At 38.9% G+C, this 21,383-nt stretch carries 21 protein-coding genes; 12 read left to right on the top strand and 9 right to left on the bottom strand.

Going from position 1 to position 21,383, the window contains the following annotated elements; all coding sequences use genetic code 11:
• Window position 1: 1 nt before the first annotated feature.
• Genes FM071_RS00885 through rpsJ form a run of 4 tightly spaced genes read right to left on the bottom strand, consistent with a single transcriptional unit; the run spans window position 2 to window position 1,793 of the window.
• Window positions 2-283 (bottom strand): 50S ribosomal protein L23, encoded by a 282-nt coding sequence (locus FM071_RS00885; protein WP_193111167.1) that lies wholly within the window; start codon window positions 281-283, stop codon window positions 2-4.
• On the bottom strand, window positions 283-897 hold the full coding sequence (rplD, locus tag FM071_RS00880; protein ID WP_193111165.1) for a 50S ribosomal protein L4: 615 nt from the start codon (window positions 895-897) through the stop codon (window positions 283-285). Before rplD ends, FM071_RS00885 begins: the two co-directional genes overlap by 1 nt.
• Window positions 897-1,472 carry a 50S ribosomal protein L3 gene (rplC, locus tag FM071_RS00875; RefSeq protein ID WP_193111163.1) on the bottom strand — a complete coding sequence of 192 codons (576 nt, stop codon included), beginning with the start codon at window positions 1,470-1,472 and terminating at the stop codon, window positions 897-899. Before rplC ends, rplD begins: the two co-directional genes overlap by 1 nt.
• A 9-nt stretch (window positions 1,473-1,481) precedes the next feature.
• The gene (gene rpsJ, locus FM071_RS00870; RefSeq protein WP_152183763.1) at window positions 1,482-1,793 is read right to left on the bottom strand and encodes a 30S ribosomal protein S10; all 312 of its coding nucleotides are present in this window, start codon (window positions 1,791-1,793) and stop codon (window positions 1,482-1,484) included.
• 277 nt (window positions 1,794-2,070) lie between these two features.
• On the opposite strand from rpsJ, the gene FM071_RS00865 reads away from it, so the two are divergent.
• The 11 genes from FM071_RS00865 to FM071_RS00815 are packed head-to-tail and all read left to right on the top strand — an operon-like array spanning window position 2,071 to window position 16,876.
• A complete protein-coding gene (locus FM071_RS00865; RefSeq protein WP_193111161.1) occupies window positions 2,071-3,135 on the top strand; it encodes an ATP-binding protein in 1,065 nt (354 codons plus the stop codon).
• Complete coding sequence (gene rnhB / locus FM071_RS00860; RefSeq protein WP_193111159.1) at window positions 3,136-3,687, top strand: ribonuclease HII; 552 nt, start codon at window positions 3,136-3,138, stop codon at window positions 3,685-3,687.
• A gap of 45 nt (window positions 3,688-3,732) precedes the next feature.
• The gene (locus FM071_RS00855) at window positions 3,733-4,263 is read left to right on the top strand and encodes a hypothetical protein (RefSeq protein WP_193111158.1); all 531 of its coding nucleotides are present in this window, start codon (window positions 3,733-3,735) and stop codon (window positions 4,261-4,263) included.
• A gap of 53 nt (window positions 4,264-4,316) precedes the next feature.
• The gene (locus FM071_RS00850; protein WP_193111156.1) at window positions 4,317-4,805 is read left to right on the top strand and encodes a hypothetical protein; all 489 of its coding nucleotides are present in this window, start codon (window positions 4,317-4,319) and stop codon (window positions 4,803-4,805) included.
• 18 nt (window positions 4,806-4,823) lie between these two features.
• The gene (locus FM071_RS00845; protein ID WP_193111154.1) at window positions 4,824-6,161 is read left to right on the top strand and encodes a PelD GGDEF domain-containing protein; all 1,338 of its coding nucleotides are present in this window, start codon (window positions 4,824-4,826) and stop codon (window positions 6,159-6,161) included.
• Window positions 6,145-7,293 (top strand): hypothetical protein, encoded by a 1,149-nt coding sequence (locus FM071_RS00840; RefSeq protein WP_193111153.1) that lies wholly within the window; start codon window positions 6,145-6,147, stop codon window positions 7,291-7,293. Before FM071_RS00845 ends, FM071_RS00840 begins: the two co-directional genes overlap by 17 nt.
• Window positions 7,286-8,977, top strand: coding sequence for a GT4 family glycosyltransferase PelF (gene pelF / locus FM071_RS00835; protein ID WP_193111151.1), 1,692 nt, complete (start codon window positions 7,286-7,288; stop codon window positions 8,975-8,977). The genes FM071_RS00840 and pelF overlap by 8 nt, the downstream gene beginning before the upstream one ends.
• Window positions 8,965-10,338, top strand: a complete 1,374-nt coding sequence (pelG, locus tag FM071_RS00830) for an exopolysaccharide Pel transporter PelG (RefSeq protein WP_193111149.1) — start codon at window positions 8,965-8,967, stop codon at window positions 10,336-10,338. The genes pelF and pelG overlap by 13 nt, the downstream gene beginning before the upstream one ends.
• Entirely contained in the window at window positions 10,316-13,078 is a 2,763-nt protein-coding gene (locus FM071_RS00825) for an endo alpha-1,4 polygalactosaminidase (protein WP_193111147.1), read from the top strand. The genes pelG and FM071_RS00825 overlap by 23 nt, the downstream gene beginning before the upstream one ends.
• Entirely contained in the window at window positions 13,062-14,120 is a 1,059-nt protein-coding gene (locus FM071_RS00820) for a hypothetical protein (RefSeq protein ID WP_193111146.1), read from the top strand. Before FM071_RS00825 ends, FM071_RS00820 begins: the two co-directional genes overlap by 17 nt.
• A complete protein-coding gene (locus tag FM071_RS00815; protein WP_193111144.1) occupies window positions 14,117-16,876 on the top strand; it encodes a tetratricopeptide repeat protein in 2,760 nt (919 codons plus the stop codon). Before FM071_RS00820 ends, FM071_RS00815 begins: the two co-directional genes overlap by 4 nt.
• 6 nt (window positions 16,877-16,882) lie before the next feature.
• Here FM071_RS00815 and FM071_RS00810 read toward each other — a convergent pair whose 3' ends face one another.
• From FM071_RS00810 to FM071_RS00795, 4 genes are read right to left on the bottom strand one after another with little or no spacing between them, the layout of a single operon-like run.
• Window positions 16,883-17,431 carry a hypothetical protein gene (locus FM071_RS00810; protein WP_193111142.1) on the bottom strand — a complete coding sequence of 183 codons (549 nt, stop codon included), beginning with the start codon at window positions 17,429-17,431 and terminating at the stop codon, window positions 16,883-16,885.
• Window positions 17,431-18,657 carry a molybdopterin molybdotransferase MoeA gene (locus FM071_RS00805; RefSeq protein WP_193111140.1) on the bottom strand — a complete coding sequence of 409 codons (1,227 nt, stop codon included), beginning with the start codon at window positions 18,655-18,657 and terminating at the stop codon, window positions 17,431-17,433. Before FM071_RS00805 ends, FM071_RS00810 begins: the two co-directional genes overlap by 1 nt.
• Window positions 18,654-19,100, bottom strand: a complete 447-nt coding sequence (locus FM071_RS00800; protein WP_193111139.1) for a molybdopterin synthase catalytic subunit — start codon at window positions 19,098-19,100, stop codon at window positions 18,654-18,656. The genes FM071_RS00805 and FM071_RS00800 overlap by 4 nt, the downstream gene beginning before the upstream one ends.
• A 3-nt stretch (window positions 19,101-19,103) precedes the next feature.
• Window positions 19,104-19,325, bottom strand: coding sequence for a MoaD/ThiS family protein (locus tag FM071_RS00795; RefSeq protein WP_193111137.1), 222 nt, complete (start codon window positions 19,323-19,325; stop codon window positions 19,104-19,106).
• Window positions 19,326-19,391: 66 nt separating this feature from the next.
• On the opposite strand from FM071_RS00795, the gene FM071_RS00790 reads away from it, so the two are divergent.
• A complete protein-coding gene (locus tag FM071_RS00790) occupies window positions 19,392-20,042 on the top strand; it encodes an MqnA/MqnD/SBP family protein (RefSeq protein WP_193111136.1) in 651 nt (216 codons plus the stop codon).
• A gap of 14 nt (window positions 20,043-20,056) precedes the next feature.
• On the opposite strand, the gene FM071_RS00785 is transcribed toward FM071_RS00790, so the two are convergent.
• Window positions 20,057-21,361, bottom strand: a complete 1,305-nt coding sequence (locus FM071_RS00785) for a malic enzyme-like NAD(P)-binding protein (protein ID WP_283949408.1) — start codon at window positions 21,359-21,361, stop codon at window positions 20,057-20,059.
• Window positions 21,362-21,383 lie beyond the last annotated feature (22 nt).

The raw sequence follows: 21,383 nt of genomic DNA, 5'->3' as shown, positions 1-21,383 counted from the left end.
CTTATACCGCCAAACTTTCTATTTGTGCACCTTCAGGTAAAGTTACATAGAACTTTTTGAAGTCATTTTGTTTACCCTGTACACCACGGAAACGTTTTACTTTTCCGCTTTGATTTAGAGAGTTGATCTTTGAAGGAATAATTCCGAAATACTCTCTAAAAACCTCTTTAAGACCAGTTTTAGTCATACGTGGTGATGTTTGAACAACAATTACACCATCTTCTTGAAGACCAAGAGTCTTTTCTGTATATAGTATAGATTTAATATCTGTAATATCTGCCATTACTTAGCCTCACTTACAAGATTTTCCCATACAGCTTTTTCTATCACGATAGAGCGATAGTTAGCAGCTAAGTATGCGTTTAACTCATTAGACTCGATAACATAAGTAGCTTGAAGATTTTCAAATGCCAAGTATGTTTTTTCGTCTAATAATTCTTTTACAAAAAGAGTGTCTCTTTGTCCTAAAGCTTTGAACATTGCTGCAGCGTCTTTTGTTTTACCAGACTCAACTGCGATGCTGTCAACGATAAAAAGAGTACCATTTTGTGCATGCTCATTTAAAGCAAACTCTAAAGCAAGTCTTTTTTGCTTTTTATTTACTTTTAAATCGTAGTTACGGTTGTTTTGTGAACCAAAAGCTTTACCACCGCCTACGAAGATTGGAGAACGACGTGAACCAGCACGAGCACGACCGCCGCCTTTTTGAGCCCATGGTTTTTTACCACCACCACGTACATCACTTCTACCTTTAGTAACTGCTGTGTTTGCACGTTGTGCAGCTTGAGCAGATTTTACATAAAGGTAAAGGTTATGAGGGTTGATTCCAGAGAAAGACTCTGGTAACGCTAACTCAGAAGCTTTTTCCATTTTTTCATTTAAAACGATTGCGCTCATTATTTAGCTACCTTTACACGACCTAAAGAACCGTTTGCACCTGAAACTGAACCTAAAACCGCAATGATTTTGTTTTCAGCATCGTAAGAAACGATCTCATTTTTTACACTATTTTGTGTATTTCCATATTGTCCAGGCATTTTCTTACCCTTCATAACACGACCTGGCCATTCAGCATTACCGATAGAACCTGTTCTACGACCAAATCTGTGACCGTGAGATGCAGGACCACCACCGAAATTCCAACGCTTCATACCACCAGAAAAACCGCGACCTTTTGTGTTGAAAGTAGATTTAAGGATACTTGCTTCTGCAAGTGGAGCTAAATCTAAATCACCGGCCTCTTCGTTTGCTACTTCTAATGTAACAAAACGGTTAAATTCTGCTGGAAGGTTGTATTTCTTCTGTTGACCTTCAATTGCTTTATTCATTTTTTTACCACTGTTGTACGCAACAATAGCTTTACCATCATTAACTTCACACACCTTTGCATCAAGAACTCTTAAAAGAGTAACTGGTTTTGCAGGAACTGTGATAGTACGGCTCATGCCGATTTTTTCAACGATATATTCCATTGGTTACTCCTATTTGTCCATAGAGCGAACTTCAACGTCCACTTCCGGTGCAAGATCAAGTTTCATTAATGAATCAACTGTCTCTGGCGTAGCAGATACGATGTCGATCATTCTAGCGTGCATTCTGATTTCGAATTGCTCACGAGATTTTTTATTAACGTGAACTGATTTTAAAACAGTATATTTACGAATTTTTGTTGGTAAAGGTATTGGACCACGGATTACCGCGCCAGTACGCTTAACAGCCTCTACGATTGATGCTACCGATCTATCCAAAACACGGTGATCGTAAGCTTTCAATTTTAAACGAATTTTTTCCATAATTTTCCTTCTAAAGAACTCGTTGGATCCTAGCCCAACTATTTAAGGGAGCGGAATTATACTCAAACTAGGTGTAATATTCAAGGATTTAGGGGGTAAAAATGGAAATTCTTTGAAATTTATTTCCTTTTAATAAGGAAATGATAAAATTTTACACATCAAAAATTATTAATTGCGCTCATAAATATACTCTCACGCAGAGGCTCAGACCGTTAGGGAGGATTTGTCCTCGGAGTGAGAGTATATTTACAAGCTATCTGAACTAAAGGCTGATAAAGTGGAAATTTTACTAGAGGAATACTATAAAACCGACCTGCAGCTTGAAAAATTTCATCAGCGGAAGGTCTCTATTGATGGAGGTTCTTATCAGATAAATGGTATCACGCAAAGCGGGAAGACAAAACTTATAAAGAACTATCTGCTTTCACTTAAAAAGGGAACTTATCTCTACATTAACTGCAATGATATCCGCATCGATGTCGAAGCCTTCAATAGGCTGCTGCCCTCTTTTTGTAATCAGAACAAGATAGATGTATTGGCACTCGACAACTATCGAACTGAGTTTGACTTTCCCAATGTTACGCAGCTTCTCGTCGCATCTCAGCAGCACTATGAACTTCCTCTTTTAAAAACCATACAGCTCTATCCACTAGATTATGAAGAGTTTCTTGCCTATGAGCATAAGTTCGATTCATCGGCACTCAATCACTTTGTGCAGTTGGGAGGGTTTCCTGTTATGCACAAAGTCAGCACGGACGAACGCATCATCTTTCTTCAAAACATCATGCGCTCATCTCTCGATGATGTGGAGTTTGACATCATGACACTCTGTGCAAAATTCACGGCACAAAAGCTCTCAGCCTTTACTCTATATGAAAGACTCAAGCTGACACGAAAGATATCCAAAGACAAACTCTACAGATCTTTTGAAGCACTGCAAGAGAAAAAATACATCCATCTGCTTGAAAAGTTCGCTCACGCAAGAGCAACGAAGAAGGTCTATCTCTGTGACACCTCACTCAAGTCCGCTCTAAGCACTGAGAAAAATTTCGGTCGTCTTTTTGAAAACATGGTCTACCTTGAACTTCTCAAATCAAAAACAGTATGTTATTACGAGGACGGCATAGATTTTTATCTGCCGGATAATGATGAGATTATCCTATGTAAACCCTTTGCCGATGAACGCCGTCTCTTTAAAAAATTGGAGAGTCTTGAAGCCTTTATATTCAGTTACGGCATCACAAAGATAACCGTTATCACGATGAACAAAGAGGGAACGATTTCACACCCTTTTGCTAAGGTTGCTATAATACCTTTTGACATTTGGGCGTTAGGAGATTAGATGAGCATTCTTTGTGGCATAGATGAAGCGGGACGCGGACCGCTTGCGGGTGATTTGGTTATGGCGGGATGTATCCTGCGTGAGGCAGTAGAAGGACTGAATGATTCTAAAAAGCTGAGTGAAAAAAGAAGAGAAGCACTCTATGAGCTTATCATACCTCACGCAGAGTATCATATAGTGAAATTTTCGGCTTCCGCTATAGATGAAAAAGGAATATCTCACTGCCTCACGCAAGGGCTCAAAGAGATCATGCAAAACCTCAAAGCCGATGAGTATCTCTTTGACGGCAATTCAAACTATGGCGTCAAGGGTCTGCAGACGATGATTAAAGCCGACGGAAAGGTTGCCGAGGTGAGTGCCGCTTCCATCCTTGCAAAAGTTACTCACGACAAAGACATATTAGAACTTGCCAAAGAGTATCCGCAGTATCAGTTTGAAAAACATAAAGGCTATGGCACAAAACTCCATATAGAAATGATACAAAAATATGGCTACTCACCTGTTCACAGACGTAGTTATAAAATCAAAGCACTCGAACCTAGACTTTTTTAACTTTTTTCAATACAATATATGAAATTTTAATATCGGAGAGCCATTGTGGAAGAAACACAAGTCACACAAGAAGTAGAAGCACAACCAAACACATCATCAGAATTGTCTGAAAAAGAGTATGAAAATGCAATGATAGAGGCATTTATAGATAAGCCGGAAAAGACATTATGGTACCAGAATGCTTTTTCAAAGTTTAATGTCAATGGAATAGATACCATGAAATGGGTATGGAGCTGGTGGGCTTTCTTTGGTGGATGGGCATTTTTGCTCTACAGAAAACAGTACATCCCTGCACTAGTTCTTTTCTTTGTGGCTCTTTTTGCGGGAATTATCCCCTTTGGAGGTTTGATTGTAGCTATCTTGGCAGGCGGCTTTTCAACCTATTTTGTCTACAAAGGCTACAAACATAAAAAAGCGGAGATAGAAGCCAGTATAGACGACATACAAAAAAGAATAGAGACCATGCGTGCAGTCGGCGGATACAACCAATGGGTAATCTGGGTTTATGCTATTTTTGTCGCTTTACTATTTTTCTACATTTTTAGCATAATAGCCACTATGGGTTCAATGAACTAATCTAAGAAAGAAACAATTCATGCTATAATATCTTAAAAAAAGGTATTGCAGCTATGAAACCATTTATATTATTCACTCTCTCCCTTATTCTCTTAGCAGGATGTTCAACAACAGCCCTTGTAAATACACAAAACAGACTTCCCGAAACCAATACTACAGCACAGATATCACTCTTTGAACTCAATAACTACACAGATACTCCAAGAGCGGGTATGCGTGCTACCAATATTGTTGAAGGTGTCCTGCTGGCACAAGGCTACCATCTCAAAACCCATATAAACCAAAAGATAGATTCTCTTGAAGATGCACAGGACTCAGCACAAGAAGATAAATCAGACTATTTTCTCATTGGCGGCATCAGTGAGTGGAGATATAAAACAGGTATCGACGGCGAACCTGCTGTAAGTCTACAGCTCAGTCTATACAGCACAAAAGATGCCAAACTCATTTGGAGTGCAACGGGTTCGGACAGTGACTGGGGTAACGGTTCCATCGGCAGTACCGCTCAAAACCTCATCGAACAGATGACAGCACGTCATTAAATAAAAAAATGCCTTTGAATGAAAAGAAGTATTACAAGAAGAATTAAAAAACTCTCACGACTAGAATATTTCATAAGAAAGATTCGTCAATACTCTTATTTGGAGAGTTTTACCATTATTACAGCCTTTTTAATCATCGGCTATATCGTAAATCCTCACGATATCTGTCTCACGCAGGAAAAGATCCCCTATCTTTTGATTCTTTTATCTATATTGACACTTTTTCATGGTTTTGAGAGTGCGTTTATTGCCATGACTTTAATCTCATTGAGCATGTGGCAGTTTTATGACAAATTTCCTTATATCTCTTTTTTGGTCTATCTCATGATGGTGCTTATCTTTAGCCAGTTTCACTACTACTGGACAAAAAGAATACATGAGTTACAAATTGATGATGACTATAAAGCATCGAAGCTCGACGAGCTTTCCAAAGCCTTTTACAGTTTAAAAATATCCCATGACCAACTTGAGAAAAACTATGTACTCAAACCCATGAGTATTCGCTCCGCGATTGAGACAATTATTCTCAATAGAGATAAAAACAACATGCAGTATCTGGATTTTTTGGTTCTTCTTGAAAAATCTTTTAGCCTGCAAAGTGGTTTTATTATCCATAAAATCGATCATCAACTTCAAAAGACGCTTGCACCTGAAAACTCTTTGATAAGTTATACAAAATCCTATGAACAAGATACCGATGAAGCAGCTCTCTTTGATGACTACATTATCACGCAGGCTCTCAGCAGAAAAAAACCTGTCTTTGTCAGTGATGCCGCTCATAATCCGACACTTGAAACAACACAAGAGTCAAGATACCTCGCTGCAATCCCTACCGTTTACAATAATGAAGTGCTATCACTTTTGGTAATCGAGAAGATGCCTTTTATGGCATTCAACAAAGAGAATCTCATCTCAATCGCTATTTTACTTGAGTACCTTTCCATTGAAATTTATAAAGAAAACATTATGCAGCAATCAGAAAAAATAGCTGCCATTTTTTCTGAAAGATCTTTTTTATATGAATACAACCGACTGCAACATCTGCAAAAACAATACAGAGTTGACTCGACACTCCTAATTCTAAAAATAGATAACGAACTGCAGACGCGAAGGGTTTTTGAAAAGACCCAAAATCTTTTACGTTCACTTGACATCGTTACACAAACAAAGGACAAAGAGATCTATTATCTTGTCATACTTTTCCCGCTTAACGATCAGGCCGTAGCTTTAGGCTTTCTCAATAGGCTGCTGTACAATCTTAAGCATGAAAAAGATAAAAAGTTCGAGTATATGACCTTTAGTATCAAAGAAGAGAAGCTGATATATCAATACATAACAGATGATTACCATGGATAAACTATTTACTTTTTATACCCATCATTTTTATCTTCTTTTTTCTATTCACATATTCATTACCCTTATGTTGGCTCTTTTCATCTCACGCTATGCACTCATACGTTTTCCAAAAGAGTGCAGCAAAGACAGATATAGACTTGAAGCTCTTAAAGACAGATCTGCTTTTTTTAAATTTCTTTTCTTTGCATCACTGCACAAGAACAATCCTCTAAGTATTTTTCTCTTTGTTGTCAGTTTTAATCTGGCTATTCCCTTTGCCGGTTATTTTCTCACGCTGTGGCTCTTTTGGTATATGGTGCATGTAAAATATCAGGCCAAAGCTGTACAGACAAATATGCTCAATCTTGATGAATTTGAAACCTCTTTTTTGAAGATAGAGCGAACCTTTGGAGAGGGTTCAATGATCAATCTCATTGAAAACAGCTATATTCCAAAATCAAAAAAAATAAAAGCTCTCTCTATTTTGGCAAATAATCCTTCACCAATCAGCCTGAGTATTATTAAACAGACACTTACCAATGATGATGACGAGATCCGCCTTTTTGGCTATGCCATTCTCAACAAAACAGAGAAGAACATCAATGACCGTATCAATAAATATCTCGATGTTATTCGAAAAGAATCAACAAAAGGAGAAGCAAGAGATGAAAAGAAAGTTGCTTTTGCATCCAAAGAACTTGCTTTTTTATACTGGGAAATGGTCTACACAGAACTCTCACATGAAAGTTTGAAAAAAAACTTCTTAAATTCAGCACTTCTGTATCTTAATCTCGCCCAAGAATTTTATATGCAAGAGCTAAATCAGCTAACAGAAGAGTTTCATGAGAAAAAGCAATCTCCATCATTCAACCGAACTCTTGAAGATCTCTATTTCACCTGTTCAAGTATCTATACATTAAAAGGAAGAATCTTTACCCTTAAACAAAATTATGAAAAAGCACAGGAGTATTTTACCCTTGCCGAATCTTTGATAGATGAAAAGTCAACGGCTATTCTTCCTTATCTTGCAGAGGTGTATTTTATAACCAAACGATACTCTATAGTAAAGTCCATTTTAAACCACTCGCATGACCTTGCCTATAATCCAAAACTCTATCCTCTCATCAAACAGTGGGAGAGCAGTTATGAATAGCAATTTCCCAAAAAGTTCCCAAGTTGACATTATGCTCTTTTCTGAAGGAACCTATCCGTATATCAAAGGAGGCGTCTCAAGTTGGATACTGCAGCTCATGAAAGGACTTCCTGAATTTACTTTTGGCGTCTGCTTCATTGGAGCGACACCCTATATTAATGGCAAAAAGATGGAAGTCTGTTATGAGTTCCCGCCAAACCTCAAACATCTCGAAGTTCACTATCTCTTTGACAACCAAGATGAAACACCAACTCCAAGCAATATAAAAGGCAATGCGCAAGGATTTAGCGCTATCAGAAAACTACATACCTCCTTCACGACAAAAAGAGGTCAGATGCCAAAGATGCTGCAGAATATAGATTTTTATCTCCAAGATGTTACCTTTGAAGATTTTTTATATTCACAGGAGTCTTGGGATTTCATCAATGAACTTGCAATGAAGAACGCTCCCGACATTCCTTTTATTGACTATTTCTGGACGGTCAGAAATATTCACAGACCAATCTGGATACTTGCAAAGATTGTCAAAAATCTTCCAAAATCAAAAATCTACCATTCACCCTCTACAGGATATGCCGGTTTTCTCGGTACACTCTCGTCATATACAACACAACGTCCCTTTATACTGACAGAACATGGAATTTATACACGTGAGAGAAAGATAGATATGCTTTCAGCCGACTGGATAGAGTATAAGAAACCCACGCTCCTGCAGCAGCCTGAAGAGTACAACTATATCAAAAAAATGTGGGTAGAGTTTTTTGACAAGATCGGTCTTTTTTGTTACCACCGAGCTAACCATATCTTTTCACTCTACAGAGGTGCCCAAAAGATACAGATAGCCCTTGGTGCACCAGAAGAGCGATGTGAGATCATACCAAACGGTGTCGATGTCGATGGATTGATGCAGACAATAAAACTGCGTCAGGATCCCCCACGGCCTATTGTCACGCTTATTGGACGAGTTGTTCCCATAAAAGACATTAAAACATTCATACGTGCCATCAAAATTGCATCACAGCACATTCCGGATATTGAAGGATGGATAGTAGGTGCTGTCGATGAAGATGCCGAATATGTTCTCGAATGCCAACAGATGGCTATCTCTCTTGATCTCAAATTTAATCTTCAAACTTTTACAAACAATAAAGCAACGAAATCATTGGAAGAACTTGAAAAAGACCCTGATAAAATCAAATTCTTCGGCCATCAGAACATTAAAGAGATTCTTCCAAAATCGGCACTGCAGACACTCACTTCTATCAGTGAAGGTATGCCTCTGGTTATTTTAGAAGGTTTTGCAGCAGGTGTACCTTGTGTTGCAACTGATGTGGGAAGCTGCCGCGATCTTATTGAAGGCGGTCTCAATGAAGATGACAAACATATCGGCCTTGCAGGTGCACTTACAAGCATTGCAAATCCTGAAGCACTGGCACAAGAGTATGTAAAATTTTTAAATTTTCACAATGGTATGTGGGAACAGGCACAAAAAAATGCACTCACCCGAGTTCAAAAATATTATAAAGAGGAGATGTTTTTAAACGATTACCGAGCAATCTATAATGAAGCGCTTCCGCTGACCTATGATGAACTCAAGAAAAAAGTTTTTGCATACTATGCACCGAACAAACTTCCGTATCCAAAAATAAAAGTAAAAAGAGGCAAAGTATCATGGCAGGCATAGGCTTCGAGCTACGAAAGATTCTCAAAGAGGACCGACTTCTCTCCCTTGCAAAAGTATACGGCTACTCGGCAATTCTCAGCTCAGGACCGTGGGTCATCTCCATCATTGCCATTTTACTTGTAGGATTCGTTTCGATTGCAAATTACGGTCCAAATAGTGATGTTTACCGTTTTCAGGTCGTTATCACCTATGCTATCGCTCTGGCGTCAAGTTTGATTATCACGGGAATTATTCAACTTCCCTTTACCCGCTATATCGCCGATCTAGTTTTTAAGCACAAAGAAGATGAAATTCTCCCCTCATTTTTCGGTGCGATCTTCTTGGCATGGATACTCGGCCTGCCTTTTATCGTTCCATTTTATCTCTGGATGTTTGAGGGAGAGAGCCTTGTATTTATCATGGGAACAATAGCCACTTTTCTTGTTCTTTGTGCTGTTTGGATAGCAAGTATCCTGGCCGCAAGTCTCAAGTACTATAAAGGTGTCGTCTGGTCCTATTTTATATCCTACACACTTATTGTCATCACTTCTATCTTTTTTGGTGACAGTATTGAAAAGCTCATCTATATCTTTTTTATAGGTAACGCCCTGCTGCTCGTTGCCCTCATGACACTGATCATAAAAAGTTACAACGCGACCATATTTTTAAAGGTCGACTTCTTTCTGGCTAAGAATTTTTACTGGTCTTTAGCCTTTGCAGGACTTTTTTATAATCTCGGCGCCTGGATTGACAAAATAATCTTTTGGTACAATCCTGCAACAGGTTATGCAGTTTTAGGCAGACTGCATGCATCTATAGTCTATGACATGCCGATATTTTTGGCTTATCTCTCCATTCTCCCGGGTATGGCTATATTTTTCTTTCGTTTAGAGGCCGATTTTGCTGAAAAGTATGAACTCTATTACGATGCAGTCAGAAACGGAGGATCATTGAAGCTCATACGAATCTACAGAGATGAAATGGTCAATATCATTCGTCACGCAATGCATGAGATTATTATTATTCAGGGGATTGTTGATATTATGCTCTTTCTCACGGCCCCACAGATCTTTGCAGCACTCAACATTCCACAGCTCTATCTCGGACTTTTTTATATTCTAACAATCGGTGCGATGCTGCAGCTGGCTTTTATGTCAGTCCTTGCCATACTCTACTATCTCGACCGTAAAAAAGTTGCCATGTGGCTGAGTATCGCTTTTTTTATTCTCAATGCTCTGCTTACCCTACTCTCTATAGACATAGGACCGGCAATGTATGGATACGGTTATGCGGTTTCACTGCTTATCGTTTTTACGGCGAGTATCCTTGTACTTCGTAATCAAATGGAAAGGTTAAACTATGAAACATTTATGCTGCAGTAAACTTCTAATGCTTATGCTGTTCACAGTTACAACTCTTTTTGCCGGACTCAGTGATAAGAGTGCCATTCTCTACTACGGAGACAACATCTCCTACCCCATGGTCGGTATTCATGACTACATAATTGTGCAGCCATCCAACACAAACGTCTATACACACGGGTTTGATGTTTATAAGGACAAAATGTATGCTTACGTAAGCATTGGTGAGATTGACAAAGATATTGACGAGTATAAAGATATCAATAAAAGCTGGATTATCGGAACAAACAAAGCCTGGAAAAGCGATGTTTTAGATCTGACAAATCCAGATTACCAAAAATTTCTCTTTTCCAAAATGATAGAGCCGCAGATAAAACGCGGTTTTAAAAACTTCTTTTTTGATACTTTGGACTCTTACGAGTTTGTTGCCAAAACACCCGAACAAAAAGAAAGAAGCAAAGAATCGCTTATTCATATCATCAAGACGTTTCATAAGCGCTATCCTCACGCAAAGCTCATCATAAACAGAGGTTTTGAAATCATTGATACTGTTCATAATGATGTCACAGCTGTTCTTTTTGAGTCTTATTTTAATGGTGTGCAAGGACAAAAAGCAAGTTATTATGATGTCAATGACAGTAGCAGAGAATGGCTGAATAAAGAACTTGCAAAGGTACAAAAATACAAGCTCGATATCATTGCCGTCGATTATCTTCCTTTTGAGCAGCTTGAGACGCAAAAAGCCGACAAGCTTGTCAACGATCTCCAGAAAAAAGGTTTTATTCCCTATGTTACAACACAAGACTTGAGTACCTATGGGAAATCTTCCAAAAATGCCCTCAAACGTGAGATCCTAACCTTAGTCGATACAAGCAATACCTATCTTATGGAGACCGGAGCACACCTTTATGGAGCACTGCCTCTTGAGTATCTGGGTTATATTCAAAAACTCTATGATATCAACCAACCGTTGCCAAAACTTGAAAATATGCAGCAGTATGCAGGCGTCATTGTATGGCTTCCGAAAAGTTATACAGACAGTCAAAAATTAGTAAGTTGGCTCACGCAGGTAAAAGATGCAGGTATAAAGATTGTCTTTGCAGGTAATTTTGGTTTGGAAGACACCAATCTGTTAAATAATTTCGGTATAAAAAGCAAAAGCTTCGCACAGCCATCAAACAACATAAACAGCATACTCATGAAAGATAAAATGATGGGATACGAAATGGATCCACCGCTCTTTTATTCAGGTAGTTTTATCAGTATATCTTCAGGAAAAGCACTCTACAGCATCAAAGACAGTGCCGGACATACAGCAACGCTTGCCGCACTCATGCCATGGGGCGGGTTTGCTTTGGAAAACAGTTTTATGACAACCATTGATGATGACAATATCTGGACAATCAACCCTTTTGAGTTTTTTCAAAAAGCTTTTCGACTCAAAAAGATACCTGTTCCTGACACCACAACCCAAAACGGTAAAAGAATTTTCTTCAGTCATATAGACGGCGATGCAATCATGAACCGTGTAGAATGGAATCCAAAACTATTTTCAGGTGAGGTGATTTTAAGCGACTTTCTTAAAAAGTACCATGTTCCCATCTCAGTTTCAATCGTAGGTGCAGAAGTGGATCCTAACGGGCTTTACCCAAAAATATCACCGCAGCTCCAAAAAATTGTAAAAAATATATATAAACTGCCAAATATTGAAGGAGCAACACACACTTTTTCTCATCCATTCTTTTGGCAAGAACTCAAAAACGGTGATTTGGCACCAAAATACAGACTCAAACCAAAAGGCTACAAATTCTCTCTGGCTTATGAGATAAGCGGCATGCTCCAAGAGATCAATGAAAAATATTACCCAAAAAACAAACTGCCAAAAGCACATATGCTTTTTTGGAGCGGAAACTGCATGCCGCAGCAAAATGCAATCAGCTATGTCTATGAACACCATATTCTCAACATGAACGGAGGTGACACTTACATTATGAACAGTCATCCCTGGCTTTCATACATTGCGCCGTACGGCATAGAGAGAGGCGAATACTATCAGATCTATACAGGTGCGCAGGATGAAAATGTCTACACAAATGACTGGAAGGGTCCATACTGGGGATTTAAAAATACTATACAGACCTTTAAACTGACAAATTCTCCACGAAGATTCAAGCCGATAGATGTCTACTATCACTACTACTCCGCATCAAAAAGAGCCTCTTACAATGCTTTGAAATATGTCTATGACTGGGTAATAAAACAAGATACAAATCCTATCTTCACTTCAGAGTACATTCCAAAAGCAATGGACTACTATACTGTTTCTCTAGCACAGGAAAATGGGGAGACGCTACTCTCAGGATTCAAGGATCTCAAGACAGTTCGTATTGAAAAAAAAGATGCCGCTGTCAATCTGACAAATTCAAAAAATATAGCCGGTTACAACCATTTTGAAAACCATACTTATGTTCATGCAGGTACACAAACAGAGCTCTTACTGAAAGAAGCGTCTGCGAGAGAATATCAAACCATTCCCTATCTTGTCAGTGCCAATGGCAGAATAAAGGACTTCAAACAAACAGACAAAAAACTGCATCTTATTCTTGAATCACATCTTCCGGTAAAACTACAGCTTTTTATCCCTCAAAGGTGTCATTATAAACTAACAACAGGCTATAAAAAAACAGTTCAAAAGAATAACGTCATCTCTTTTAACTACAAACATCATAAGAAAGTGACCATAGATGCGATTTGCAGATAACGAAAAAGTCTATGTAGCCACCTACAAAGAAATTATCATCGGGTTTATCACCTTTGCTTTGATCCTTTTTGTGCTCTATCCAAAAGAGTTGATTATGGACCAGATCCTAAAAGAAAAATCGAACTATGACCTCAGCGTACTTTACCTCAAAAATATGCTGAGAAACGACCCTAAAAATGAGAAACTCATCCTTACTCTGGCACAAAAGAGCATCAAAAGCCAAAATCGTGATCTTGCTTTAAGCCTCCTTGAACTTCTAAAAAAATCAAACCATATAGAAGTACAAAAACAAGCTTATCTTTTAAGCTATGAGCTGCTGAAGCAAAACTACTTTTTCTTAGAAAACAAACATGAAACACACAAGATGCAAAAACTGCGAAAAAAACTTGAAAAGACATTTCTCTTTATTTTAGACAAACACTTTTATGAGCAAAAAGATCTGCCTATGCTCTACAAAGAAGCAATGTTCCTGCGCAGCCAACCGGCACAGTATCAACTTGTCCGAGAGATGCTGCAGAAAAAACCAAAAGATATAAAACTTCTCAGTGATGCACTCTATCTTGCCACAAAATTAAAAAGATATGATGAAGCACTCAACTATGTGCAGCTGCTCACGCAGGTGGATAAAAAACATATAAAACGATGGAATAACGAGCACTATTTCCTGCTCACACAGCTCTCAAGTTATAAAAAGATGGAAGCATATCTTTTGCATGCCGCACAAAGTTCAACTTTTTGGCAAAAGAAACTTATTGATTATTATCTCTCATACAAACAGTATAAAAAAGCTGCCGATTATTACATGACACTTTTTTATAGGACAAGCTCTTATAAAAAACGAAAAAAGTTATGGACAAAAGCGATAAAAACACTTGTTTCAGGTAATTTGCTCAAAGATGCTGTAAAATTAGGAAGCAAGTATGAAGATTATTTTATAAAAGACAAAAGTTCAAGGCTGCTGCTCTTGAAACTCTATTTATCAGCTAATGAAGTCCAAAAAGCGAAAAGACTTTCAAGAAAGATTTTAAAGGTCATGCAATGATTCGTACATGTTTATTGGCACTGCTGCTTGTTTTTTCACTCAAAGCACAAACAACCATTCGCTTGAGTGATACAGAGATACAGTTGATGCTGCAATCTTTTGTATATTCCAATGATCTTGACAATGCTTACAAAACGGCAAAAATAGGTTATCAACGACATCCCCATTCTCTTTATTGGAACCAAAAAATGGCGGATATCTGCAGATGGAGCGGCAGGGGTCAAGAGGCGATGAAATATCTTGACTTCCTTTACCGTAAGCATCACAGCCAAAAGCTTGCACAGGAGATTATTGACTATGGACTGAGTGCGTACCAATATGATGCCATCAAAGACCTTATAACCGACAAGGCACTCAAAAAGCCTACAAAAAAAAATGTAGAACTGATGATATATATCTATGCTCAGACCGGCGAGCCTGAAAAAGCGGCAGAAGTGCTTCAAAAACTTTACAAACGCACTCACGAAAGTTACTTTCTAACAAAAGAGTTACAACTCTATATAAACATGGGAGAGCTTGATAAAGCAAAAAAAGTTGTCGATCTTATTGAAGAAAATTCTCTTTATACACATAACAATATTACGCTGATTTCCTACTATTATTACCTTAAACGTAATATGCAGCAGGCATTTGCTGCCTTAAACAAAACAACTGCACAGCAATATGACAAACAACTCTTTATCTCACGCAGCGATCTTGGCTGGTATATCCAAAAATATCAATACGCCGCAAAAAATTCCTATGCTCTTATAGAACATAACGATGGTCGTCTTGTCGACTATGAGCGTGTTATCTATGTTGCAAAAGATACAAATACAACACTTGCCTCTGAAACTGCTTTAGCGGCATATGAAAAATATCATCGCAGCTATCTCTTCTATACTTTTGCAAACAATGCTATGAAGCTGCATCAGTATGATACAATAGCCGCAATTACAAACAAGATTGACAAAGAGCACGCAGCCATCACAAATGAAGCTAACTATTGGCTTATTAAAGCGCAGCTCGCTATGCATTACAATAAAAAAGACCAAACTCATTTTGCTCTGCAAAAAGCACTACAACTTGACAAGCACAATCTTCAGATACAATTCACGGCAATCGATTTCTTTTTAAAAGCCGGTTTTTATGCCGATGCGAAAGAGACACTCCAAAAACTTGCAGAGGAGAAAAACCTTCCATCGGCTCTCTACCTTTCTGTCGCCTCTCTCTATTATGCTCTGCATGATATTGACCAAGCAGCCTTTTACATAGATGCCCTGCAAAAAGCACAAGCGCCTGCAACCAAGAGTCTTGAATTTAAATTTATGCTTCTAGAACTCTACAGGGCTCAGTTCAAAAAACCGGCTGTTGCACATGAACTCCGAGAAATTCAGACAATTTTGGCCCATCAGGCAAAAAACAATCCGGTAGTTCTTAAAACGGATAAATACCAGTATGATTACCTGCGTGTACGTATGTATACTGCACAGGCAGACAGCTTTGAAAAAGAGCTCGCATCTGGTAAAAAATATCTCACGCAGACACACTATGATGACCTTCGATACGGTTGGGCAGTACAAAACAATGCTGATGAACTCGCACACACGATCTATCTGCAAACCGACAAGCGCGAACTTTGGCTGGAACTCTCAAATGCGCTAATGCAGCAAAATCACACAACCATTGAAGACCTTCTCTTTGCATATCTTAAAACACTGCCAATTGACGATGCCTCATATGCAGCGGATAATGACGGTCAAACTGCCCTTGCCCAGTCACTGACATACAATTCTCTCAACACGAACCATTACAATCAGAGTGCCTATATTTCGTGGCTCAATCTAACGAAAAAACGCTCAGATCTTTTTGACTCCAAACTTTCATACTACAATCGTGACCCTCTGCTGAGAAAATATATCAAGATAAAAAATGATACCTACATCAATGACGGTCTCTATCTACTGAGTCATATTGAATACTATAAAAACTCCTCACTTGACAACACAGTGCTGCTTTATACGCCAAATAGCTCTCTCGGCGTAGATTTTGGCGTGAGAAAACTCTTCAACAGAGGGAAAGTAGAACTAGAAGGCGGTTATGCCGACAGTATGGATAGCTACTATCGTTTTTCTCTTTATGGGGAGTATATACTCCATAAATATTTTACGCTTAAAGCTGAAATAGCAAAAAATATCACATCAGATGAATCGACGCAGCTGCTTCTCGGTGGTAAAAAAGATATGCTCTCCCTCGGGTTTGTCTATCATATTCTTAACTCCACATCTTTAGAGTTTCGATATGATAAGAACAAATATAGTTCACAAGACAACATAGCTATTGGAGATGGAAACTATTTCACTGCAAACCTCGGTTATCAAATCAGAAACGGCTACCCTGATCTTCATGTAGGTATTTTCAGCGACGGCGGTATATATAATGAAAATGAAGGAAGCAAAGGTGTCATAGACAAACTTCAAGATGGAACCTATAAAGTGCTCCCGAGAGATTTTTACAATCTTGGTGCCAATTTTTCCTATGGTATGCAAAACAGTGAAATCTATACAAGAGTTTGGAGACCTTATTTTGAAGGCTTACTTTATTATAACAGTGAAATAAATGATATGACATTTGGCTTTAGTGCCGGTTATGGTGGAAAAGTATACTCACAAGACCATCTCGTTATCGGGACAGAGTATACAGACTCTGTCAGTGGTATCGGCGGGAGTATTTTAGAAGTTTTTTTACGCTATGAGTTTTTATATACGCACAGATAATTCTTTTTAACCCGCTGCATTCATAGCAAGCTGTGCCATATTACGAATAAGCTGTGCGACATCATTCTCACGCTCTATGGCTTTTGAGAGTTCCTCTTTAAAGTAGTTTCTTGTTCTCTCATCTGCCACGTCATATGTATAGAGCACCCATTCGGTATTGAGCATAATTTTTTCATCACCCTTCTCGACCTCAAACATTCGATAGAGATTGATATCTGTCTGACTTAAAAGCTCCAATACATCTTTATAGAAAGTCGTCACTTCATAGTTGATGATGGACTCCAAAGCCTCTTGAGGAATAGTAGCATCCTGCTCACCCATATTTTCATTCATTCCAACTATCAACGAATTACCAAGAACAAGTTGTTCACCTATAAAATAAGGCTTTTTTTGCTGTGAGAGTGCATTTGCATCGGCATAAATAATATGCTCACGAATGGACGGCATCTCATCGATGAGAATTGAGTTAAAAAAGCTGTAGAGTGTATCTGCTTTCATCTCAATATCTATCTTCTCTATTTTTTTCTCTTCAGGGTTAATTGCGAAACATTGCATTAAAAATTCTCCAATAGTATTACGTTGACATAGGTTCCCGCTTCCAGGAACTTATCTTCTTCTCCGGCGATCATTAAAGCGGAATTATCAAGCATATTTGTCAGTATCGCCGATGATCCGACTTTTTTACCCTCAAAATTTACAAAGTACTCACCATCCTCTACAACGACATTACACGCTGTAAACTCTGTAAATCGACTTCGCTTTCTAAAGTCTTCCTGCAGTTTTGCGGCAACTGTTTTGTATGGCTTCTCTTTGCCAAGCATTTTAGCAATAAGTGGCAAAACATATAAAATTGCCACTACGGTTGATGAGTAGGCAAATCCAGGCAAAGCCATGATGAACTTATGCCCACGCTGCGCAACCAAAATATGACGTCCCGGCTTGATACCAACACCTTTGTAAACGATCTCCGCACCAAGACGAGGCACGATATCTTTGACAAAGTCATAATCACCCACACTCACGCCACCTGTACTGACCATAATATCCGCAGATTCCAAAGCATTCTCAAAGGTCTTCATTATGGCATCTCTGTCATCAGGAGCTGTTCCAAGCTGAATGACTTCTGCACCTGCCTGCTCGAACAGGGCCGACAAAGTATAGTTGTTCGAGCTTCGTATCTGTGCGGGATTCTCAGAGTTCTCACCAAGGTCAAGTATTTCGCTTCCTGTGGCAATAACAGCTACACGGGGACGAAGTGCCACTTTTACCATGACCTGATTCAGCCCAGCCATCACACCGATCTCGGCAAAACCTATCTTTGTTCCTTTTTTAATGAGTACATCACCAGCGGCATAACCTTCACCGACAGGACGAACGGCATTTCCGCTTTCTACCATCTCATTGATAATGATCTTCCCGTCTGCAAAGATAACATTTTCTATCTGGATGAGTGTGTCTGATCCATGGGGCATCATAGAACCTGTAAATGTCTTGATAGACTCACCTTCTTGCAGCTCACGCTGTTCATCATGTCCAGCAGGGTTGTCACCTAAAACGCTCAACTCGCCTTTTGCCAAATCTGCATGACGCACTGCATAACCGTCCATCGATGCCGTCGGAAACTGCGGATCGTTAAATTGAGCGACAATATCCTCTGCCAAGACACGACCTAAGGCATCACTCAAAGGAACTCTCTCATATCTGTGATTATTTACCTGCAACAGATCAAGCATATTTTGACTTGTCTCAAAAGAGATGAAATCAGTGCCTGTTATACTCATACTTTTTCTCCTAAAATACCGCTGCCTTTAATCGCCGTCGAGCGATCCTCTGCATAAATTCTTTGACCGTTCTTTAAATCATACTTCCAGATAGGTGCACTTGCTTTGAAATCTTCTACAAACTCATCAATAAACTCCAATGCCACACGTCTTTTTGGCGAAAAGACTGCTGCAATATAAGAAGACTCATGCAACATCACATCACCGCGTGAGTGTGCCATTTTAATGATTGCGCCTTTTTGTGCCGCTTTTTCTTCCCATGCTTTATACCAGGACTCCAAAATAGGCTCATAGATATCAAAACTCAGTCCATCAATATCGTCTTCACTGCGTACGGTACCGACAAAAGGAATATAGGCACCATAATTACTCTGCGCCTCTTCTTCATACCACTCTTTTAAAATCTTTGGCACATCCAAAGCACCGTCATAGAGACTTAACAAGACTCACCCTCCACAGACTGGCGGAAGCAAAGATATCTTATCGCCATCTTTAAGTGCTACATCAAGAGATGTAACCATTGTATCGTTTACTGCTACCGCTGAATTTTTCAGCCACTCTGAGAGTTCTTTATCTTCTTGTAAAATTGCCGCAAGCTCACCAAGATTTGCAATCTCAAGCTCTAGAGCATCTTTTTGTATGGGCCCTAAAAATTCTACTCTTACCATTTTTGCACCTTCGTATTTTATGTACAAAATTATATCTAAGATAAGTTAAGTGCGATATAATTTCGCATGATTTTTGGAAAAATAGAATACCTCAACCTCCTCCCTTTTCATATCTTTATGAAACGCTTTGGCAGAAACTCACAGGAAAATGCCATCATGAATCATAAAAAGAATGTTCCTGCAAAAATCAATCATGAATTTATAAGCAGACGTGTCGATGCCGCTTTTATCTCCAGTATTAGTGCGAAAAAATATAAACATGTTAATCTAGGTATCATTGCCAAAAAAAATGTCCAGAGTGTTTTGGTCATTCCCTCACGCAAGGACAAAAGCGATAGAGAATCGGCATCATCCAATGTTTTAACCCGTATCCTACAGCAAAACGGAGAGGTGCTCATCGGCGACAAAGCGCTCAAATATTCTCTTGCACATGATGACTATATCGATCTAGCGGCACTATGGAACACGACACATCATCTTCCTTTTGTATTTGCACTTTTATGCTATCACAAAGATAGAAAGCTCTATAAAAAAATTGAAAATGAATTTTTAAAAAAGCAGTATAAAATCCCTCAGTACCTGCTGCAGCAAGCCTCCAACAAAACAGGCATTGAAAAAAAAGATATTTTAAATTATCTGAAACTTATATCGTATAAACTCGATACAAAAGCAAAATTGGGACTTCGCAAGTTTTATAAGGAGGCAAAGAGAGTCTAAATCTCTCTTTGGTTTTAGATCTTGCCGTCGAGGTGGTCTGCAAGTCTTTGTAGTTTTATTTTGTATGCATCCATATCAAAATCTTTCACACGTGCAACACCATCTTCAATAGCCGCCTCTGCTACTGCAGAAGCAACATAAACGAGAACACGTCTGTCAAACGGTGAAGGAATGATATATTCAGGTCCAAACTCCATAGTCTCTCTATGGTGTGCTATTTTTACATGAGCCGGCACTTCCTCTTTTGCAAGAGCGGCCAATGCACGTGCAGCTGCAAGTTTCATTTTCTCTGTTATTTTTGTTGCACGTACATCCAATGCTCCACGGAATATTTGAGGAAAACCAAGAACATTGTTTACCTGATTGGCATAATCACTTCTTCCCGTCCCTATGATGATATCTTCTCTTGCTTCTTTGGCTACAGGAGGTTTTATCTCAGGATTTGGATTTGCGCAGGCAAAGATGATTGGATGTGTATCAGACATTGACTTTACCATCTCCGGTGTAATGATATCAGCTTTTGAAAGTCCAAGAACCATGTCCGCACCTTTCATCGCATCTTCCAGTGTTCTGTCATCAGTATCGAGAGCGAATTGCTGTTTATATTTATTTAGATCATCTCTACCGCTGTGAATAACACCTTTAGAATCAAGCATAGTGATGTTTTGCACACCGAGTTCTTTATACATCTTGCCACAGGCGATTCCTGCAGCACCAGCACCGATCACAACAACTTTCAAATCTTCGACATTCTTACCGCTCATCTCAAGCACGTTCATAAGCCCTGCTGTCGTAATAACCGCCGTTCCATGCTGATCATCATGAAAAACAGGTACATTACAGATCTCTTTGAGACGCTCTTCTATCTCAAAACATCTTGGTGCTGAAATATCTTCGAGGTTTATACCGCCAAAACTATCAGCCATAGCAGCAACAATTTGAATGATCTCCTCCGTATCTTTTGTATTTAACTCAATATCAACAGCATCTACATTGGCAAAAGATTTAAATAAAACGCCCTTGCCTTCCATAACAGGTTTTCCAGCCAATGGTCCAATATCACCAAGCCCAAGAACCGCAGTTCCGTCACTTACAACGGCAACGAGGTTTCCTTTGTTTGTGTATTCATACGCTTTTTCACTCTCTTTTTGAATCTCCAGACATGGATAGGCAACACCCGGAGAGTAAGCCATAGAAAGCTCTTCCTGTGTCGTGCACGGTTTTGTTAAAAGAGTAGCAGTTTTTCCATTTTGATCAAATTCACCTTTTGCTCTGTGGTAATTAAGAGATGCCTCTTCAAATGACATACTTTTTGACATTATAAATCCTTATTTTTTCTAT

Origin of the sequence: Sulfurimonas paralvinellae (assembly GCF_014905135.1) — a bacterium.
Classification (GTDB): Bacteria; Campylobacterota; Campylobacteria; order Campylobacterales; family Sulfurimonadaceae; genus Sulfurimonas; species Sulfurimonas paralvinellae.
This window is presented reverse-complemented; position numbering and strand designations above follow the sequence as displayed.

What these genes read in the sequence shown, in the direction of transcription:
- FM071_RS00815 (WP_193111144.1), top strand. Translation starts at nt 14,117, where the DNA reads ATGATTCGTACATGTTTATTGGCACTGCTGCTTGTTTTTTCACTCAAA.
- FM071_RS00810 (WP_193111142.1), bottom strand. Translation starts at nt 17,431, where the DNA reads ATGCAATGTTTCGCAATTAACCCTGAAGAGAAAAAAATAGAGAAGATA.
- FM071_RS00805 (WP_193111140.1), bottom strand. Translation starts at nt 18,657, where the DNA reads ATGAGTATAACAGGCACTGATTTCATCTCTTTTGAGACAAGTCAAAAT.
- rpsJ (WP_152183763.1), bottom strand. Translation starts at nt 1,793, where the DNA reads ATGGAAAAAATTCGTTTAAAATTGAAAGCTTACGATCACCGTGTTTTG.
- FM071_RS00845 (WP_193111154.1), top strand. Translation starts at nt 4,824, where the DNA reads ATGAAAAGAAGTATTACAAGAAGAATTAAAAAACTCTCACGACTAGAA.
- rplC (WP_193111163.1), bottom strand. Translation starts at nt 1,472, where the DNA reads ATGGAATATATCGTTGAAAAAATCGGCATGAGCCGTACTATCACAGTT.
- FM071_RS00825 (WP_193111147.1), top strand. Translation starts at nt 10,316, where the DNA reads ATGAAACATTTATGCTGCAGTAAACTTCTAATGCTTATGCTGTTCACA.
- pelF (WP_193111151.1), top strand. Translation starts at nt 7,286, where the DNA reads ATGAATAGCAATTTCCCAAAAAGTTCCCAAGTTGACATTATGCTCTTT.
- FM071_RS00790 (WP_193111136.1), top strand. Translation starts at nt 19,392, where the DNA reads ATGATTTTTGGAAAAATAGAATACCTCAACCTCCTCCCTTTTCATATC.
- pelG (WP_193111149.1), top strand. Translation starts at nt 8,965, where the DNA reads ATGGCAGGCATAGGCTTCGAGCTACGAAAGATTCTCAAAGAGGACCGA.
- FM071_RS00850 (WP_193111156.1), top strand. Translation starts at nt 4,317, where the DNA reads ATGAAACCATTTATATTATTCACTCTCTCCCTTATTCTCTTAGCAGGA.
- FM071_RS00785 (WP_283949408.1), bottom strand. Translation starts at nt 21,361, where the DNA reads ATGTCAAAAAGTATGTCATTTGAAGAGGCATCTCTTAATTACCACAGA.
- FM071_RS00885 (WP_193111167.1), bottom strand. Translation starts at nt 283, where the DNA reads ATGGCAGATATTACAGATATTAAATCTATACTATATACAGAAAAGACT.
- rplD (WP_193111165.1), bottom strand. Translation starts at nt 897, where the DNA reads ATGAGCGCAATCGTTTTAAATGAAAAAATGGAAAAAGCTTCTGAGTTA.
- FM071_RS00820 (WP_193111146.1), top strand. Translation starts at nt 13,062, where the DNA reads ATGCGATTTGCAGATAACGAAAAAGTCTATGTAGCCACCTACAAAGAA.
- FM071_RS00840 (WP_193111153.1), top strand. Translation starts at nt 6,145, where the DNA reads ATGATTACCATGGATAAACTATTTACTTTTTATACCCATCATTTTTAT.
- rnhB (WP_193111159.1), top strand. Translation starts at nt 3,136, where the DNA reads ATGAGCATTCTTTGTGGCATAGATGAAGCGGGACGCGGACCGCTTGCG.
- FM071_RS00795 (WP_193111137.1), bottom strand. Translation starts at nt 19,325, where the DNA reads ATGGTAAGAGTAGAATTTTTAGGGCCCATACAAAAAGATGCTCTAGAG.